The sequence below is a fragment of the Campylobacter sp. BCW_6889 genome, assembly GCF_001762535.1.
GTDB classification, from domain to species: Bacteria; Campylobacterota; Campylobacteria; order Campylobacterales; family Campylobacteraceae; genus Campylobacter_D; species Campylobacter_D jejuni.
In genome coordinates, this window is the sequence record NZ_MJWZ01000019.1 from 62604 (window position 1) to 78420 (window position 15817).

Here is a 15817-nt window from a genome sequence, read left to right on the forward strand (position 1 = left end):
ATAAAATAAAAAAAGGATTAAAAATGATGAGATCACTTCATACTGCTGCTACGGGAATGGTAGCGCAGCAAACACAAATTGATGTTACTTCAAATAACATCGCCAATGTTAATACAGCAGGTTTTAAGAAAAGTCGCGCAGAATTTGCTGATCTTATGTATCAAGTTATGAAGTATGCAGGAACTTCAACTTCAGCTACTACTCTTTCTCCTTCGGGTATAGAAGTGGGTGTGGGTGTGCGTCCAACAGCGGTAACTAAAGTTTTTACTGAAGGAAATTTAAAATCAACAAGTACTGATGGTCTTGATATGGCTATTGCAGGTAATGGGTTTTTTCAAATACAACTTCCTGATGGCACTATAGGATATACTAGAAATGGGCAATTTACAAAAGATAATGAAGGCAATATTGTAAATTCAGATGGTTATAGACTTTTACCTGAAATGACAATACCTGAAGGCGCAACAGCAATTAATGTTGCTACAGATGGAACCGTTTCTGTAATGCTACCAGGGGAGCAACAAGAAACTCAAATTGGCCAAGTGGAGCTAGTTCAGTTTATAAATCCAGCGGGTCTTCATTCTATGGGTGATAATCTTTATCTTGAAACAGGAGCAAGTGGTGCACCTGTTGCGGGTATAGCAGGACAAGATGGACTTGGAACAATAAGACATGGATTTATAGAACTTAGTAATGTTCAGCTTGTTGAAGAAATGACAGATCTTATCACAGGACAAAGGGCTTATGAAGCGGGTTCTAAGGCAATTACAACAAGTGATGATATGCTAGGAATTGTAAATCAACTTAAGCGATAGTTGATATAAAATAAATATTTTTAATTCTTTTTTAGTTTAATGGCGTGTTAAACGCCATTAAATTTTTAGCAAGAGTAGCAAGTTTTAAATTCATAAGCAGTTGGACGAGCTTCTACTGGCCAAACTTGTGTTTCAAATTTTAAATGCTGATAGTCATCGATAAAAATATCGCTCATTACAGGTTTTAAATAAGAATTATGTCGGATTAAAGCTTCTAAACTTCCTCTTAGAGTATGTGGTAATTGCTCTATCCCTTTTTCACGTATTTCATCCAAAGTAAGATCAAATAAATTTTCATCCATAGGACCTACAGGAATGGTTTTATTTTTGATTCCATCAAGCCCTGCCATTAAAAGACTAGCAAAAGCTAAATAAGGATTAGCAGTACTATCAGGGAAGCGAATTTCTATACGAGCTGAATTTTTACCTATGCCATAAGGAACGCGACAACTTGCTGATCTGTTTTGACAAGAATAAGTTAAAATACAAGGAGCTTCAAAGCCAGGAACTATTCTTTTGTAAGAGTTGGAACTTGGATTTGTAAAAGCTGCGACACTTCTAGCATTTTTTAAAATTCCACCTATATAATTTATAGCAGTTTGACTAAGTCCACTGTATCCATCTTTATCGTAAAATAAATTTACCCCATCTTTCCATAAGCTCATATGAACATGCATACCATTGCCATTATCTCCGTATAAAGGTTTTGGCATAAAAGTGGCAGTTTTGCCATTTAAATGAGCTACCATTTTTACAACATATTTATAAATTTGAACATTGTCAGCTGCTTCTACAAGCGTGCCAAAATTTACTCCTATTTCAGCTTGTCCTTGTGCAACTTCATGATGATGAACAAAAGTTTTAAGACCTACTTTTTCAAGGGTTTGAACCATTTCAGAACGAATATCTACTAAAGAATCAATTGGCTGAACTGGAAAATATCCACCTTTGTTTCTTGGCCTGTGTCCAGTATTGTAGCTATCGGTAAATTCTCTATCATCATTCCACTCTCCTTCTTCGGTATCAACTTCATACTTAGAACAATGAGTAGTATCAACTATTTTTACACTATCAAAAACAAAGAATTCATTTTCTGGTCCAAAGTAAGCAGTATCAGCTATGCCACTATTTTTAAGGTATTCCATTGCTTTTTTTGCTATGCTTCTTGGACATTTTTCATACATTTGTCCTTTGTAAATATCATACACATCACAAAATACTATGATAGTAGGATCAGCTGTAAAAGGATCTAAAAAAGCACTTTGAGCATCAGGTTTTAAAATCATATCTGATTTTTCTATAGGTTGCCATCCATGGATTGAGCTTCCATCAAATGGAATGCCAGTTTGAAATGTTTCTTCATTGATTGCATGAAGATTATAGGTAATATGATGCCAAGTTCCTATCATATCTGTAAAACGAAAATCAACAAAAAGCACTTCATTTTGTTTGCAAAATTTGAAAAAATCATCTATATTATTAACAAATTTTCCCATATTTTTACTCCTTTATGTAATTAAATTTATAAAATTATATCATAAAATTTTTAATTAAGATTTAATTAATATATTTTTTTTAATAAATTTAAAAATTTAATTTAAAAAGATTAAAAAATAAAAATTTATATTTTTGTTTTAGATAAAATTGATTATAATTTTAAGCAATTATTGAAAATCTAGATTTAAAAAAGGGAAAAAAATGACTCAAGAAGAGCTTGATGCTTTGATGAATGGTGATGTTGATCTTGATTCAGAGACAGAAGCAGAGGTAAAAACCGAAGAATCGAATACCGAAGAAGATGCTTTGATGTTAGAAGATGTCAAAATAGCTGATTACAAACCTAATCCTAGTGTAGTATGGCCACCACCCCCACCAAATCAGGAACATAAAGTTGTACATCAGTTAGATGATGTTACAAAAGATAGCGAGCTTAAAGCAACGGAAATGATGGATAAGCTTGAAAGTATTAATAATTTTTTTGCGGATTCTGAAAGTTTACTCAAAGAAATAAATAAAGCAATAGAAAAAAATATTGATATTTTTTCCAAACTTAATGAAAAATTTCCTAATGTAGAAAGTTTCAGTGAAGCTTTAGAATTAAACAATCAAGCTAAAAAAAGTTCTAGGGAGATTGTCGGAAATCTTCAAAGCGGACAAGATGAAGTGATGATGGCAATGGATGCAATGCAGTATCAAGATATACATCGTCAAAAAATCGAACGTGTTATTAATGTAATGCGTGCTTTAAGCCGTTATATGAGTTCTTTATTTGAAGGTAAAATTGATGATAAAAAACGTGTAAGTTCTGCAGTGCATATTGAAGGTGATAGCACTACTGATGTTGTAAGTAATGATGATATAGAAGCTTTAATTGCAAGTTTAGGGCAAAAATGATCATTCCTGAAATAGTAGCTCCTGCAGGAAATTTCACAAAATTAAAAATTGCTTTAGCTTATGGTGCAGATGCGGTTTATGCGGGTGTGAATAATTTTTCTTTAAGATCACGTACTGCAAGAGAATTTAATTATGAAAGTTTTGAAGAAGCTATTAAATATACCCATGAGCGTGGTAAAAAAATTTATGTCACTTTAAATGGTTTTCATCTAAGCTCTCAAATTGAAGGCTTAAAAAGACATATATTAAAATTACGTGAGATGAAACCCGATGCTTTTATTGTAGCTTCTGTTGGAACTATGCGTCTTGTTAAAGAGCTTGCACCTGAAATTTCTTTACATGTTTCTACTCAGGCGAATATTTTAAATTATTTAGATGCTCAAGTTTATAAGGATATGGGCGCTAAAAGGGTTGTAATTGCGAGAGAATTAGGGCTTAAAGATGCTAAAGCTTTAAAAGAAAATTGCGATATTGAACTTGAAGCCTTTGTGCATGGTTCTATGTGTTTTGCTTATTCTGGGCGTTGTTTAATAAGCTCTGTGCAAAGTGGAAGAATGAGTAATCGTGGATCTTGTGCAAATGATTGCAGATTTAATTATGAGCTTTATGCTAAAAATCCAGAAAATGGTACTTTATTTCGTTTAGAAGAAGATGAAAATGGTACTCATGTTTTTAATTCCAAAGATTTAAATCTTTGTTCTTATATAGAAAAAATCATGCAAGAAAATTGTATCAGTGCTTTTAAGATAGAAGGACGCACCAAAAGCGAATATTATGTTGCGCTTACAACAAGAACTTATAAAATGGCTATACAGGATGTTTTAGAGGGTAAGTTTGAGTCAAACAAGTATGAAAAAGAGATTGCTACGCTTAAGAATCGTGGTTTTACAGATGGCTATCTTGTTTCGCGTCCTTTAGAAAAAACCGACACACAAAATCATAATACAAGCATAGAAGAAGGCTCTCATCAAGTGCATGCTATAAGCGAAGATGGAAGCTTTTTTAAATGCAAAGGAAAAATCGTTTTAAACACGCCTTATGAAATTTTAGCTCCTTTAGGCGATGTGATTCAAACTTGTGACAATGAACTAGGTAAAATTTATCAAAAAGAGGATAAATATTTTATAGAGTTTAAAAAACTCATTGCTAAAAACAATAAAGAATTTAGTGAAATTCATAGCGGTAATGAACATGAAATTCAATTACCAAGTAAAATCAGTGCATTAAGTTTTTTAAGAAAGGAAATATAGATGAATTTTGTTTCTATTTTAATGGGAAGCAAGAGTGATTATGAGACTATGAAAGAGGCTGCTAAAACTTTAGAAAGTTTTGGGGTAAAGTATGAACTTATTATCTCATCAGCTCATCGTAGCCCAAAAAGAACAAAAGAGTATATTACAAATGCTGAAGAAAAAGGTGCGAAAGTTTTTATAGCAGCAGCTGGAATGGCAGCGCATTTGGCTGGAGCTGTTGCAGCTTATACCACAAAACCTGTTTTAGGAGTGCCTATGCCAGGAAGTAATCTTGCAAGTATGGATTCTTTGTTTTCTACGGTGCAAATGCCTAGTGGAATTCCTGTAGGAACTTTAGCTATTGGTAAGGCTGGAGCAATCAATGCTGCTTATTTGGCTATGCAAATTTTAGCTATTTATGATGTTGATTTAGCACAAAAACTTAAAGAAGATCGTCTTGAAAAAGAAAAAAAACTTGTATCTGATTCAAAAGAAGTAGAAGTTTTATTATAAGGGATAAAAATGCAAACCTATCTTGAACTTGAAGAATTTTGTAAACTTGTGCATTTAAATGAAGATGTGGTTAAAGGTATGATGGCTAATGGGGCTTTAAATTTTAAAGAAGAAGAGGGTAAAATTTACATCGAAGCTCATCAAGGTACTTTTAGTGTGGTGCCTAGTGCTGCAAAATCTCAACCTGCAATGGTAAATTCAATGACTTTAGCAGGGGAAAGTTTTGTTGAAAAAACAATAGGAACTATTTTAAATTTACATGAAAAAGTTTTAGATGCTAAAGATGAAACACTTGAAGCATTAAAAAATGAGAATAAATTTTTAAAAGATGCTCTTTATTCTATGCAAGAACTTTATGATGAAGATAGAAAAACTATAGAAACCTTAAACAATGAGTTAAAACATGCGCGTGAAGAGATAGAATTTCTCAAACGTAAATATAAATTAATGTGGAGTAAAACTGCAGAAATTTTTGGAGCTAAGACAGAGCCTGATTTGGAAATGAATAAAAATTTAGAAAAACCTATTGAAAATATGGAACGATAAAGAGAGATACAATGACTTTTTCACAAATGATACTTAATTTACAAAATTATTGGCAAGAGCAAGGTTGTGCGATTATGCAACCTTATGATATGCCAGCAGGTGCAGGAACCTTTCATCCAGCAACTTTTTTAAGAAGTTTAGGAAAAAAACCTTGGGCAGCTGCTTATGTGGCTCCAAGTAGAAGGCCTACTGATGGACGTTATGGTGAAAATCCTAATCGCTTAGGTGCTTATTATCAATTTCAAGTTTTGATTAAACCTAGCCCTGATAATATTCAAGAATTATATCTTAAAAGTCTTGAAAATTTGGGTTTTGATTTAAAAAGTCATGATATTCGTTTTGTTGAAGATAATTGGGAGAGTCCAAGTTTGGGTGCTTGGGGTTTAGGCTGGGAAGTATGGCTTGATGGTATGGAGGTTACTCAATTTACTTATTTTCAGCAAGTTGGCGGTATAGCAGTAGATTTAGTAAGTGCTGAAATTACCTATGGCCTTGAAAGAATAGCCATGTATCTTCAAAATGTTGATAATGTTTATGATATAGTTTGGAGTGAATTTAATGGAGAAAAAATTAAATACGCAGATGTGCATAAGCAAAGTGAATATGAATTTAGTAAATACAATTTTGAAGTAAGTGATGTTAAAATCTTAAATGAGCAGTTTGAAAATTCTTACAAAGAATGTAAAAATATTTTAGAACAAGGACTAGCTTTACCTGCTTATGATTATTGTATGCTTGCTGCACATACTTTTAATCTTTTAGATGCAAGAGGAGCAATTTCTGTAGCACAAAGACAAGATTATATGTTAAAAATTCGTGAGCTTTCAAAAAATTGTGCTGAAATTTATAAGAAAAATTTAAATGAAGCTGAGTGAAATTTATAATTTTTTAGATCAATTAAGTCCCTTTAATATCCAAGAATCATGGGATAATAGTGGAATTTTGCTTGGAGATAGGGATAGTGAAATTTCAACTGTTTATTTAAGTTTAGATATTGATGAAAATATCATTAAAGAAGCGAGTGAAAATTCTTTAATTATCACACACCATCCTTTGATATTTAAAGGTTTAAAAAATTTGTATGATAAGGCTTATCCTAGGGCTTTTATTAAAGAAATGATTTGTAAAAATATTTCTTTAATCAGCATGCATACAAATTACGATTTAAGTCATTTAAATACTTATTTTGCGGAAGAAATTTTAGGTTTTAAAATTTCTTTTAAAGACGAATTTTTGATTTATGTAGAAAATTCTATGTCTTTTGAAGCTTTGTGTGACTGGGTGAAAAAAAAGTTAAATTTACAAATTTTACGTGTAAGTGATTGTGGTAAAAAAGACATTAAGCGTATTGCTATATGTACTGGAAGTGGCGGGGATTTAATTTCTAAAGTAGATGCGGATTGTTTTTTAAGTGGAGATTTTAAATATCATCAAGCTTTAGAGGCGCTTAGTAATCAAATCAGTCTTATTGATTTAGGTCATTTTGAAAGTGAGAGATATTTTTCTCAATGTTTAGCAAAAGACTTGAAAAATTTGCCGCTACAAGTTATAATAACAGTTTCAAAAAATCCATTTCAATATTTTTAAGGAAAATAAATGAATAAATATCTCGAACAATTAGTGCTTTTATCAAAAATAGATCAAGAAATTGATAGTTATGAACCAAAAATAGACAGTATTAATAAGACTTTAAAAGATGCTGAGTTAAAAATAGGAAAAATCAACACAGATTTAGAAAAAATCGATGAAGAAATTAAAGATATAGAAAATCAAAAAGTGCAAAATAATGCTCATATTTCCGAGTTTTCAGCAAAAATTAAAGAGCTTTCTAAAAAAAGTGGTGCAGTAAAAACAGAAAAAGAAGCTAATGCTTTAAAAATTGAAGAAGATATTGCAAAAGAGCAATTAGACGCTGCAAATGATGAAATTGTAAGACTAGATAAAATTTTAGAGAATAAAGAAACTTATAAAAAAGAACTTGAAGAAGAAAAAATCAAACAAGAGCAAAATATTAATGAGATTAGAGTAAGCATTAAATCTGAAATGGAAGTTCTTGAAAAAGATAGAATGAGTGTTTATGATAAAAAAACCAAACTTGTGGGCGAGATGAATCAAAAAGTTTTAAGTTTTTATGAGAAAATTCGCAAATGGGCGAAAAATACTGCTGTAGTTCCTGTTAAAAAACAAGCATGCTATGGATGTTTTATGAAAATTTACGATAAGACTTATCTGTCTGTTGTAAAAGGTGAAGAGATTGTAACTTGTCCTCATTGTGGAAGAATTCTTTATAAAGAGCAAGAAGAGCAAAATTGATCTTTTTTTATTATTTTTTAACTTGGACGGCATTTTTATTTTGTGCCGTCTTTATTCTTTTGCTTTCTTTTTTAAAATCCAAATACAAAATTAGTTTAAAATCTCGATTTTTTCTTTATAAAAATTTACATCAAGAAAAAGCTGATGTACATTTTCATGCTTGTTCTTACGGGGAGGTAAGAAGTATTAAAGCTTTGGTTTTGAAATTTGATTCAAGAATAACTACTATTACTCAAACAGGTTTTGAATGTGCAAAAGAATTTTGTAAAAAGGTAAATTATCTTGCTTTTGAAAATTTTTTGCCTTTTTGGTTTAATCCTTGTAAGGTTTTGGTAATTTTTGAAGCAGAATATTGGCTTATGCTTGTTTTTATGGCACGTATTTATAAGGCTAAGATTATTTTGCTTAATGCGAGAATATCTGATAAATCTTATCATTCTTATCAAAAATTTTCTTTTTTTTATAAAAAAATTTTTTCTTATATTGATGAAGTTTTTGCTCAAAGTGAATTAGATAAAGTAAGACTTGAAAGTTTGGGAGCTAAAAATGTTAAAATTTTTAAAAATATTAAGGCAAATTTAGAAATTAAAAATAATAAAATTTATACCAAACCTAAGGAAAAACTTATCATTTTTGCTAGTACTCATAAAGATGAAGAAGAGCTTTTACTTGATCATTTTAAACTAGAAGAAAATGAAAAACTCATTATCGCCCCACGACACCCTGAGCGTTTTAAAGAAGTTGAAAATTTACTTTTAAACAAAGGTTTAGAATTTGAAAAATTTAGTTCTTTAAAAGATGAAAATAAGAAATTTTCTAAAAAAATTTTACTTTTAGATACTTTAGGGGAGCTTGTAAATTTTTATGCAATTTCTGATGTTGTTGTGCTTGGAGGTTCTTTCATAGAAGGTATAGGAGGACATAATCCTATAGAAGTGGCATATTTTGACAATGTATTAATCAGCGGGAAATTTATTCACAATCAAAAGGCTTTGTTTGAAGAAGTAGAAAATGTATATTTTTGTGAAAATTTAAAAGATTTAAATGATAAAATCCATTATTTAAATTTAAAAGCTAAAATTTCCAAAAAAGAAAATTTAGATCTTATCATGCAAACTATACAAAAGGGAATTGATGCAAGAAAAAGCTTATAAACTCTTAGCTTTGCAAGAAAAAATTTCAAATCGTGAAGCTAAAGATTTGATTGATAAGGGTTGTGTTTTTTCACATGGAAAAAAAGTTGTGGTTGCTAGAGCTTTGATGAACGATAAGGCAAGATTTAATGTGATAAAAACCAAAAATCCTCAAATTATTTTTGAAGATGATAAGATTATTGCTATTAATAAACCTTACGCTTATGTGAGTGAAGACTTGGAGAAAAAATTTAATGCCAAGCTTTTAAATCGTTTAGACAAAGAAACAAGCGGTGTGATTTTGCTTTGCAAAGATGAAGATTTTAGAAAGCTTTGTATAGAAGAATTTAAAAAACACAGAGTTTATAAAAGTTATATTGCGGTTTTAGATGGGGTTTTGGCTGAAGAGGTTGAAGTGAATGAGCCTATTTTTACCATAAAAGCAAAATGTGGAGCATTAAGTAAAGTTTCAAAAGATGGTTTAAGTGCCTTAAGTATCATTACTCCTATTATGTTGCAGTCAAAAAAAACCTTAGCAAAAATAGTCATTCAAACAGGTAGAACTCATCAAATCAGAGCGCATGCTAAATTTATAAAACATGGCGTTGTAGGTGATGAAAAATATGCTAAAATTTCAAGCGATAGAATGTATTTACATAGTTATGAAATTAAAATTTTTGATTATTATTTTAAGGCTGAGCTAGATAATAGTTTTGCAAAAGTTGGCTTTGAGATAAAAAATTTAGATTTTTAAAGCCATTTAAGAAAAAATTTTGTATAATGCAAGGTTTAATTAAAAATTTTATAGAAAGGTGATAAAGTGTTTGAGTTAGTTAGCGAATCTTTTAAATCAGCGATTAATAAATTACGTTTTGTTGATGATGAAAAAGCACTTAAGAACGCTTTAGAAACCTTAAAAAAAGCTCTTTTAAAAGCAGATGTTCACCATAAGGTAACTAAAGAGCTTTTGACTTCGATAGAAGAAGATGTAAAGCAAAACGGAATAGGTCAAAAACAATTTTTAAATGCCATTAAAGTAAATTTAGAAAATATTTTAAGTGTCAATAGCAAAAATCAAGGTTTTGTTTTTGCTTCTAAACCCCCAACAGTAGTTCTAATGGCAGGTTTGCAAGGGGGCGGTAAGACTACAAGCACTATCAAACTTGCAAATTATTTAAAATTACGCAATAAAAAAGTTTTAGTTGCAGCTTGTGATTTACAGCGTTTAGCGGCAGTGGAGCAGCTAAGACAACTTTGTGAAGCTAATGAAATTGAACTTTTCTTCATAGAAAATGAAAAAGATCCTATTAGGGTTGCTAAAGAGGCTTTAAAAAAGGCTGAAAGTTCTATGGTGGATGTTTTGCTTGTGGATACTGCTGGGCGTTTGGCTATAGATGAGACTTTGATGAATGAATTAAAAGCAGTTAAGGATGTTTTAAATCCTGATGAGATTTTCTATGTTGCTGATGCAATGAGTGGTCAAGATGGGGTTAAGACTGCGGCTAGTTTTAATGAAGTTTTAGGTATCAGCGGGGTAATTTTATCAAAATTTGATGCAGATACTAAAGGTGGAGTAGCCTTAGGTATAGCAAAACAAATCGGTATTCCTTTAAGATTTATTGGTGTAGGTGAAAAAGTAGCAGATTTAGAAGTTTTTATACCAGATCGCATAGTAAGTCGTATCATGGGCGAGGGTGATTTGGCTACTTTAGCTGAAAAAACTGCTGCAGTGATTGATGAAAAAGAAGCTAAAAAACTCAATCAAAAAATCAAAAAAGGTGAATTTAATTTTAATGATTTTCTTAACCAAATGGAAAGTATTAAAAAATTAGGAAGTATGAAGTCTTTAATCGGTATGATACCAGGGCTTGGCGGAATGGCAAATGCGGTAAAAGATATAGATTTGGATAATTCTAAAGAGATTATACATATTAAGGCAATGATTTCTTCAATGACTCCAAAAGAAAGAGAAAATCCTGATTTGTTAAATAATGCTAGAAAACGTCGTATAGCAGAGGGAGCAGGTCTTTCTCAGGTAGAAGTCAATCGTTTTTTAAAACAATTTAGTAATGCAGCAAAACTTGCAAAAAGATTTTCAGGCAAAAAAGGAATGGAGAATTTGACACAAATGATGAGCCAAGCTAGAAGACAATTTTAAATTTTATTTATAAATACTTTTTATAGTATCTATAAATAAAATTTTTAATTTTTAAGGAGTATAAATGACAGTTATTAGACTTACAAGAATGGGTAGAACTAAAAGACCATTTTATCGTATTGTGGTTACAGACAGTAGAAAACGTCGCGATGGTGGTTGGATAGAAAGTATTGGATATTATAATCCTATGGTAGAACCTGAGGTAATTAAAGTTGATGCAGAGCGTTTAGCTTATTGGAAAAGTGTTGGTGCAAAACTTAGCGATAAAGTTGCTTCTATCACTAGCAAATAATCATGGTAGAGAATTTTCTTAGGGAATACGCAAAATTAATTGCAGATTATCCTGAACAGATTAACACTCAAAAAATTGAATTAAGTGAAAATTTTTTTGAGATTGTTCTTTTTGCACATAAGGTTGATACAGGTAAGCTTATAGGTAAAAATGGAAAAATGATCAATGCTATAAAAACCGTAATCTCTGCTTATAAGAGCAAGGATGCAAGTTCTTATAGGGTAACGGTAAAAGCACTTGAGTGAAAAAGATTTTGTTCAAGTTGCAAAACTTGGTAAAACTGTGGGTCTTAAGGGTTATGTAAAATTGCATAACCTGAGCGACTTTTCTTCTCAATTTAAAAAAGATGCTACCTTTTTTATAAAAAATACCAAAGAAATATTAAAGATTAAGCATTATAATGCAAGCAATTCTACTGTTTTATTTGAGAATTATGAAGATATAGAAAAAGCTAAAGAATTAACCAATCTTATTCTTTTTCAGAGTATCGAGAAAAGCAGACAAACTTGTAAATTAAAAAAAGATGAGTTTTTTTATTTTGATATTTTAGAGTGTGAAGTTTTTGAAGAAGATAAAAGATTAGGTAAAGTTGTTGATATCTTGGAAACTGGAGCTTCTTATTTATTTGAAATTCAAAGTGATGAAAAATGGGTGAATAAAAAATATTCTAAAATATTTTTTATTCCGTATCTAGATAAATTTGTTAAAAATATAGATATAGAAAAACGACAGATTTTTTGCACGCAAGATGCTTTTTTAATTTTAGAAAATTCATGAAATTTAGTTTCGTTTCTTTATTCCCTAATCTTATGGAATTTTACTTTCAGGATTCTATACTTGCAAGAGCAAAAGAAAAAAAACTTTTCAAACTTAATTTTTATAACCCAAGAGATTTTTCTAAAAATTCTTATCATAAAGTCGATGATTATAAAATAGGTGGTGGAGCTGGACTTTTGATGCAAGCTGAACCTATGTATGAGGTGTTAAAAAGTATTCAAGAAAAAAAAGAAAATCCCTATTTTATTTTTTTAAATCCAAGTGGTAAAACTTTTAATCAAAAAGACGCCAAACGCTTAAGTAAAAAAGAACACATAGTTTTTGTATGTGGGCGCTATGAAGGTATAGATGAAAGAGTGCTTGAAATTTTTGGGAATGAAGTTTTTAGCATAGGGGATTTTATTTTAACAGGAGGAGAATTACCTGCGCTTGTAATGTGTGATGCGATTTTAAGAAATGTTAACGGGGTTTTAGGGAATATGGAAAGTTTGGAAGAAGAAAGCTTTGAAAATAATTTACTCGAAGCACCTGCTTTTTCAAAACCTTTTATTTTTGAGAAAAAAAATCAAAAATTTTATACTCCTTCAGAGTTTTTAAAGGGTAATCACGCTAGAATTGCAAGTTTAAAAACTACTTTGGCGTCTTGCAAAACGAAATTTTTTCGTCCAGATTTATTTTTAGAGCATGAACGCAAAAAATAAGGGATTTTTATGAAAAATAAATATATAGAACAATTTGAAGCAAAACAAATTGAAGGTAAAAATGTTCCAGATTTTCGTGCTGGTGATACTTTAAAGCTTGCAATTCGTATCAAAGAAGGAGATAAAACAAGAATCCAAAATTTTGAGGGTATTTGTATTGCTAGAAGAGGTAATGGCGTAAGCGAAACTTTTATCGTACGTAAAATGGGTGCTAATAATGTTGGCGTTGAGAGAATTTTCCCTATTTATAGTGAGAGTTTGGAAAGTATTATTGTTTTGCGTCGTGGTCGTGTACGCCGTGCAAGATTATTCTACTTAAGAGACAGACGCGGTAAAGCAGCACGTATTAAAGAGCTTAAAAAATAATTTATAATTATTTTTTATTATAAGTCTAACAATTAAATAATTATAATTAATTTATAATTTTTATTATTTGATTTTAATTATTAATAATGCTCTTATATAATATTCCTTGTAAATATTATATAAGGAGAGAAAATGTTTTCTATTAAAAAAACTTTATTAATATTAGCAAGCGTGCCAATGTTTTTGAGTGCTACTGAATATCAATTAAGCACTCATGTCTTGGATATTACTTCTGGACAACCCGCTCCTAAAGTAAAAGTTGAGCTTTATAAGTTGGAAGCAAATCAACAGTGGAAAAAAGTAAGTGAAGAATTTACCGAAGAAAATGGTAGAATAGGGGATTTATTACCATATGAAAAAGCTGAAAATAGGGCTTTTGGAATTTATAAGCTTAAATTTTTTACAAAAGACTATTACACATCACACAAAATAAATACTTTTTATCCTTTTGTAGAGGTAAGTTTTGAGCTTTCTAAAGATCAAAAACATTATCATGTTCCAATAACCCTTTCTCCTTTTGGTTATTCAACTTATAGAGGAAGCTGATCAATAAAACGAAAGAAAAAACCATGTGGACTAAGAATTCTTGGAAAAACTATCCCATAAAACAGCAACCTATCTATCCAGATCAAGAGGAAATGAATAGAGTTTTAGCAAGACTTGAGAAACTTCCTCCTTTGGTTTTTGCTGGAGAAGTGAGAAATCTTCAAAAGTCTTTAGCAAGAGTTTGTAAAAAAGAAGCTTTTTTACTTCAAGGTGGAGATTGTGCTGAAAGCTTTGAAAATTTTGGCGCTGTAAATATCCGTGATATGTTTAAAATTTTACTTCAAATGGCTATAGTGCTTACATTTGCCGGTGGATGTCCTGTTGTAAAAATTGGTCGTATTGCAGGGCAGTTTGCCAAGCCAAGAAGTAGTGATTTTGAAGAGTTAAATGGTATAAGTCTTCCTAGTTATCGTGGTGATATTATTAATGGTTTTGAATTTAGCGAACAAGCACGCATTCCTGATCCACGTAGAATGCTTGAAGCTTATTATCAAAGTGCAACAACGCTAAATTTGTTGCGCGGATTTGCTAAGGGTGGTTTAGCAGATTTGCATGAAGTACATCGTTGGAATTTGGGCTTTTTAAAAAAGAGTGAACTCCATAAGCAATATACTAATATCAGTGAAAAAATTTCACAAGCTTTAGCTTTTATGGAAGCTTGTGGGATTAATACAAGTAATACCCCAAGTCTAAGAGAAGTTAGTGTTTATACTTCACATGAAGCTTTACTTTTGCCTTATGAAGAAGCTTTAACTAGAGTGGATAGTTTAAGTGGAGAAATTTACGATTGTTCAGCTCACATGCTTTGGATAGGTGAAAGAACAAGGGCGCTTGATGAAGCCCATGTACATTTTTTAAGAGGAGTAAAAAATCCTTTAGGGGTTAAAATAGGACCTAGTGCAAGTGTTGATGATATCATAGCTTTAGCAAATGTTTTAAATCCAAATAATGAAGAAGGAAGATTAAATATTATTATCCGCATGGGTGCAGATAAAATTATCAATAATTTGCCAAAAATTTTCTCCAAACTTAAAAGTGAAGGTTTAAATTTAGTATACAGCATAGATCCTATGCATGGAAATACAGTAAAAGCAGGTAATTTTAAAACACGTGAGTTTGATAAAATCATGCAAGAAGTGGGATCTTTTTTTGAGATTGCAATAAGCGAAGGGATTTATCCAGGTGGAGTGCATCTTGAAATGACCGGAAAAGATGTAACAGAATGCACAGGTGGTGCAAGCAATGTTACTGCTCAAAGCTTAGAAGATCGTTATGAGACTCAATGCGATCCAAGGCTTAATGCGGATCAAGCATTAGAGCTTGCTTTTTTAATTGCAGATTTAGTAAAAAAGGCTAGAAAATGAAACTTTATGGTATTAAAAATTGTAATTCTGTAAAGAAAGCTATGGATGCTTTAACACAAAAAGGTGTTGTATTTGATTTTATGGATATTAAAAAGATTAATCAAGATATTTTATACACATGGTTAAAACAAAAATCTTTTGAAGATCTTATCAATACTGCTGGATTAACTTCTAAAAAACTTGGTTTAAACAAAGAAAAAGTTAAAAGTTTAAATGAAAAAGAACTTGAGAAAATTGTATTAGAAAATCCAAGCTGTATTAAGCGTCCTATTATCGAGTATGAGCAAAACATATATATTGGCAAGGAATATGAGAAAATATTATGATAGAGTGTTTGATTACACTCTATTTTTTATTAATTGATTAATTTCATTTTGATATGGAAATCTTTCACTTTCGCAATTAATAAGTTGTGTTTTAGAGAAGATAACTTTTCCGTCTACTTCAACGATAAAATCACCTCTGTCGCCAATTTCAAATTCTACTTCAACATCTTTGAAATCGCTTTGTAGTTCTTCTGCAACCCTTGCAGCTTGTGGGCGATAATTTCAAAGATTGCAATAAGCAATTTTTACTTTCATCATTTCATCCTTTGAAAAGTTTATTTTATTTAAGATTAAAATCTTAAATTTTTATTATAGTTTATTTTGGCTGAATTTTTGCCTTT

At 30.7% G+C, this 15817-nt stretch carries 21 protein-coding genes; 19 read left to right on the forward strand and 2 right to left on the reverse strand.

What is annotated here, in order from left to right:
• Positions 1-23: 23 nt before the first annotated feature.
• Complete coding sequence (flgG, locus tag AJ939_RS01620) at positions 24-815, forward strand: flagellar basal-body rod protein FlgG (protein ID WP_002852142.1); 792 nt, start codon at positions 24-26, stop codon at positions 813-815.
• 65 nt (positions 816-880) lie between these two features.
• Here the strand turns inward: flgG and glnA are convergent, their stop codons facing one another.
• The gene (gene glnA, locus AJ939_RS01625; protein WP_070274962.1) at positions 881-2311 is read right to left on the reverse strand and encodes a type I glutamate--ammonia ligase; all 1431 of its coding nucleotides are present in this window, start codon (positions 2309-2311) and stop codon (positions 881-883) included.
• Between the two features lie 202 nt (positions 2312-2513).
• Between glnA and AJ939_RS01630 the strand changes: the two genes are divergently transcribed.
• The 18 genes from AJ939_RS01630 to AJ939_RS01715 all read left to right on the forward strand — a co-directional run bounded on the left by AJ939_RS01630 (position 2514) and on the right by AJ939_RS01715 (position 15476).
• Positions 2514-3209, forward strand: coding sequence for a chemotaxis protein (locus tag AJ939_RS01630; RefSeq protein ID WP_044794184.1), 696 nt, complete (start codon positions 2514-2516; stop codon positions 3207-3209).
• Complete coding sequence (locus tag AJ939_RS01635) at positions 3206-4459, forward strand: peptidase U32 family protein (RefSeq protein WP_044780520.1); 1254 nt, start codon at positions 3206-3208, stop codon at positions 4457-4459. The genes AJ939_RS01630 and AJ939_RS01635 overlap by 4 nt, the downstream gene beginning before the upstream one ends.
• Positions 4460-4954, forward strand: coding sequence for a 5-(carboxyamino)imidazole ribonucleotide mutase (purE, locus tag AJ939_RS01640; RefSeq protein ID WP_070274961.1), 495 nt, complete (start codon positions 4460-4462; stop codon positions 4952-4954). It begins immediately after the preceding gene.
• A 9-nt stretch (positions 4955-4963) separates the two neighbouring features.
• On the forward strand, positions 4964-5500 hold the full coding sequence (locus AJ939_RS01645; RefSeq protein WP_004305571.1) for a DUF3972 domain-containing protein: 537 nt from the start codon (positions 4964-4966) through the stop codon (positions 5498-5500).
• 11 nt (positions 5501-5511) lie between these two features.
• On the forward strand, positions 5512-6375 hold the full coding sequence (gene glyQ / locus AJ939_RS01650) for a glycine--tRNA ligase subunit alpha (protein ID WP_002852069.1): 864 nt from the start codon (positions 5512-5514) through the stop codon (positions 6373-6375).
• Positions 6362-7087 carry a Nif3-like dinuclear metal center hexameric protein gene (locus tag AJ939_RS01655; protein WP_002932958.1) on the forward strand — a complete coding sequence of 242 codons (726 nt, stop codon included), beginning with the start codon at positions 6362-6364 and terminating at the stop codon, positions 7085-7087. The genes glyQ and AJ939_RS01655 overlap by 14 nt, the downstream gene beginning before the upstream one ends.
• A gap of 9 nt (positions 7088-7096) precedes the next feature.
• On the forward strand, positions 7097-7813 hold the full coding sequence (locus AJ939_RS01660; RefSeq protein ID WP_002888864.1) for a zinc ribbon domain-containing protein: 717 nt from the start codon (positions 7097-7099) through the stop codon (positions 7811-7813).
• The gene (gene waaA, locus AJ939_RS01665) at positions 7810-8967 is read left to right on the forward strand and encodes a lipid IV(A) 3-deoxy-D-manno-octulosonic acid transferase (RefSeq protein ID WP_004305574.1); all 1158 of its coding nucleotides are present in this window, start codon (positions 7810-7812) and stop codon (positions 8965-8967) included. Before AJ939_RS01660 ends, waaA begins: the two co-directional genes overlap by 4 nt.
• On the forward strand, positions 8948-9700 hold the full coding sequence (locus tag AJ939_RS01670) for an RluA family pseudouridine synthase (protein WP_053872572.1): 753 nt from the start codon (positions 8948-8950) through the stop codon (positions 9698-9700). The genes waaA and AJ939_RS01670 overlap by 20 nt, the downstream gene beginning before the upstream one ends.
• A gap of 66 nt (positions 9701-9766) precedes the next feature.
• Positions 9767-11104, forward strand: a complete 1338-nt coding sequence (gene ffh / locus AJ939_RS01675) for a signal recognition particle protein (protein WP_070233227.1) — start codon at positions 9767-9769, stop codon at positions 11102-11104.
• Positions 11105-11168: 64 nt separating this feature from the next.
• A complete protein-coding gene (gene rpsP, locus AJ939_RS01680) occupies positions 11169-11396 on the forward strand; it encodes a 30S ribosomal protein S16 (RefSeq protein WP_002852274.1) in 228 nt (75 codons plus the stop codon).
• A 2-nt stretch (positions 11397-11398) separates the two neighbouring features.
• Positions 11399-11641 carry a KH domain-containing protein gene (locus AJ939_RS01685; RefSeq protein ID WP_002861392.1) on the forward strand — a complete coding sequence of 81 codons (243 nt, stop codon included), beginning with the start codon at positions 11399-11401 and terminating at the stop codon, positions 11639-11641.
• A complete protein-coding gene (gene rimM / locus AJ939_RS01690; protein ID WP_053872574.1) occupies positions 11634-12173 on the forward strand; it encodes a ribosome maturation factor RimM in 540 nt (179 codons plus the stop codon). Before AJ939_RS01685 ends, rimM begins: the two co-directional genes overlap by 8 nt.
• A complete protein-coding gene (trmD, locus tag AJ939_RS01695; protein ID WP_053872575.1) occupies positions 12170-12874 on the forward strand; it encodes a tRNA (guanosine(37)-N1)-methyltransferase TrmD in 705 nt (234 codons plus the stop codon). Before rimM ends, trmD begins: the two co-directional genes overlap by 4 nt.
• Positions 12875-12883: 9 nt before the next feature.
• Positions 12884-13240: a 50S ribosomal protein L19 gene (gene rplS / locus AJ939_RS01700; protein ID WP_002861395.1), complete on the forward strand. Its 357-nt coding sequence runs from the start codon at positions 12884-12886 to the stop codon at positions 13238-13240.
• Positions 13241-13372: 132 nt separating this feature from the next.
• Positions 13373-13786 carry a hydroxyisourate hydrolase gene (gene uraH / locus AJ939_RS01705; protein ID WP_002852246.1) on the forward strand — a complete coding sequence of 138 codons (414 nt, stop codon included), beginning with the start codon at positions 13373-13375 and terminating at the stop codon, positions 13784-13786.
• A gap of 23 nt (positions 13787-13809) precedes the next feature.
• Positions 13810-15150, forward strand: coding sequence for a class II 3-deoxy-7-phosphoheptulonate synthase (locus AJ939_RS01710; RefSeq protein WP_070274958.1), 1341 nt, complete (start codon positions 13810-13812; stop codon positions 15148-15150).
• Positions 15147-15476: an ArsC/Spx/MgsR family protein gene (locus tag AJ939_RS01715; RefSeq protein WP_002861397.1), complete on the forward strand. Its 330-nt coding sequence runs from the start codon at positions 15147-15149 to the stop codon at positions 15474-15476. The genes AJ939_RS01710 and AJ939_RS01715 overlap by 4 nt, the downstream gene beginning before the upstream one ends.
• 12 nt (positions 15477-15488) lie before the next feature.
• Here the strand turns inward: AJ939_RS01715 and AJ939_RS10510 are convergent, their stop codons facing one another.
• Positions 15489-15731, reverse strand: a complete 243-nt coding sequence (locus AJ939_RS10510) for a SelT/SelW/SelH family (seleno)protein (RefSeq protein ID WP_257841545.1) — start codon at positions 15729-15731, stop codon at positions 15489-15491.
• Positions 15732-15817 lie beyond the last annotated feature (86 nt).